This window comes from Rhodococcus sp. 320_ES (assembly GCF_059691855.1).
The window spans coordinates 3,182-5,291 of record NZ_JCAWAG010000009.1; the positions used below are offsets into that span (position 1 = coordinate 3,182).

A 2,110-nucleotide genomic window follows, 5' to 3' on the forward strand; every position below is an offset into this window, starting at 1 on the left:
AAGCGTGTACTAAGTGGAAAAGGATGTGAAGTCGCGAAGACAACCAGGAGGTTGGCTTAGAAGCAGCCACCCTTGAAAGAGTGCGTAATAGCTCACTGGTCAAGTGATTTTGCGCCGACAATGTAGCGGGGCTCAAGTACACCGCCGAAGCCGCGGCATTCACGCAATAGCCCGCACAGTCCCCACGGGGGTTGTGCCAGGTGTGTGGATGGGTAGGGGAGCGTCGTGTGGCCAGGGAAGCGCCGGAGTGATCCAGGTGTGGAGGCCACGCGAGTGAGAATGCAGGCATGAGTAGCGAAAGACGAGTGAGAAACTCGTCCGCCGAATGATCAAGGGTTCCTGGGCCAGGTTAATCCGCCCAGGGTGAGTCGGGACCTAAGGCGAGGCCGACAGGCGTAGTCGATGGACAACGGGTTGATATTCCCGTACCCGTGTATCCGCGCCCATGACGAATCAGGAGTACTAACCGTCCAGAGCCTTCTGGAGCACCTTCGGGTGACGTGAGGGTGATGCACGGGACCTTTCCTGGTAGTAGTCAAGCGATGGGGTGACGCAGGAAGGTAGTCGAGCCAGTCAGTGGTAATACTGGTGTAAGCCCGTAGGGAGTGACCCAGGCAAATCCGGGTCGCACATATCCTGAGAGGTGACGCATAGCCGAATGAGGCGAATTCGATGATCCTATGCTGCCGAGAAAAGCCTCTAGCGAGCTGGTACATGGCCCGTACCCCAAACCGACACAGGTGATCAGGTAGAGAATACCAAGGCGATCGAGAGAACTATGGTTAAGGAACTCGGCAAAATGCCCCCGTAACTTCGGGAGAAGGGGGACCCCTGCTGGTGATGGAACGTGCTTCCTGAGCTGGTGTGGGTCGCAGAGACCAGTGAGAAGCGACTGTTTACTAAAAACACAGGTCCGTGCGAAGTCGTAAGACGATGTATACGGACTGACGCCTGCCCGGTGCTGGAAGGTTAAGAGGACCGGTTAATCACTTCGGTGGTGAAGCTGAGAATTTAAGCCCCAGTAAACGGCGGTGGTAACTATAACCATCCTAAGGTAGCGAAATTCCTTGTCGGGTAAGTTCCGACCTGCACGAATGGCGTAACGACTTCTCAGCTGTCTCAACCATAGACTCGGCGAAATTGCATTACGAGTAAAGATGCTCGTTACGCGCGGCAGGACGAAAAGACCCCGGGACCTTCACTACAGCTTGGTATTGGTGTTCGGTTCGGTTTGTGTAGGATAGGTGGGAGACTGTGAAGCATGCACGCCAGTGTGTGTGGAGTCGTTGTTGAAATACCACTCTGATCGTATTGGATACCTCAACCTCGGACCATGATCTGGTTCAGGGACAGTGCCTGGTGGGTAGTTTAACTGGGGCGGTTGCCTCCCAAAATGTAACGGAGGCGCCCAAAGGTTCCCTCAGCCTGGTTGGCAATCAGGTGTCGAGTGCAAGTGCACAAGGGAGCTTGACTGTGAGACTGACAAGTCGAGCAGGGACGAAAGTCGGGACTAGTGATCCGGCACCGGCAAGTGGAAGCGGTGTCGCTCAACGGATAAAAGGTACCCCGGGGATAACAGGCTGATCTTCCCCAAGAGTCCATATCGACGGGATGGTTTGGCACCTCGATGTCGGCTCGTCGCATCCTGGGGCTGGAGTAGGTCCCAAGGGTTGGGCTGTTCGCCCATTAAAGCGGCACGCGAGCTGGGTTTAGAACGTCGTGAGACAGTTCGGTCTCTATCCGCCGCGCGCGTCAGAAACTTGAGGAAGGCTGTCCCTAGTACGAGAGGACCGGGACGGACGAACCTCTGGTGTGCCAGTTGTTCCACCAGGAGCACCGCTGGTTAGCTACGTTCGGAAGGGATAACCGCTGAAAGCATCTAAGCGGGAAGCCTGTTCCAAGATGAGGTTTCTCACCCCCTCGAGGGGGTAAGGCCCCCGGCAGACCACCGGGTTGATAGGCCAGAACTGGAAGCCCAGCAATGGGTGCAGGTGACTGGTACTAATAGGCCGAGGACTTACCACAAAGCTGCTACGCGTCCACTGTGCGATATCTGAAACAACACACGAGTTGTTCAGTGCACAACTGAAAACCGCCACACCACACCACC

Annotated in this window: 1 rRNA gene (only partly in view); it reads left to right on the forward strand. The window is 55.8% G+C overall.

The window, feature by feature from the left end:
* Positions 1 to 2,025 (forward strand): 23S ribosomal RNA (locus tag AC59JP_RS23010); it begins 1,210 nt to the left of the window's first position.
* Positions 2,026 to 2,110: the final 85 nt, after the last annotated feature.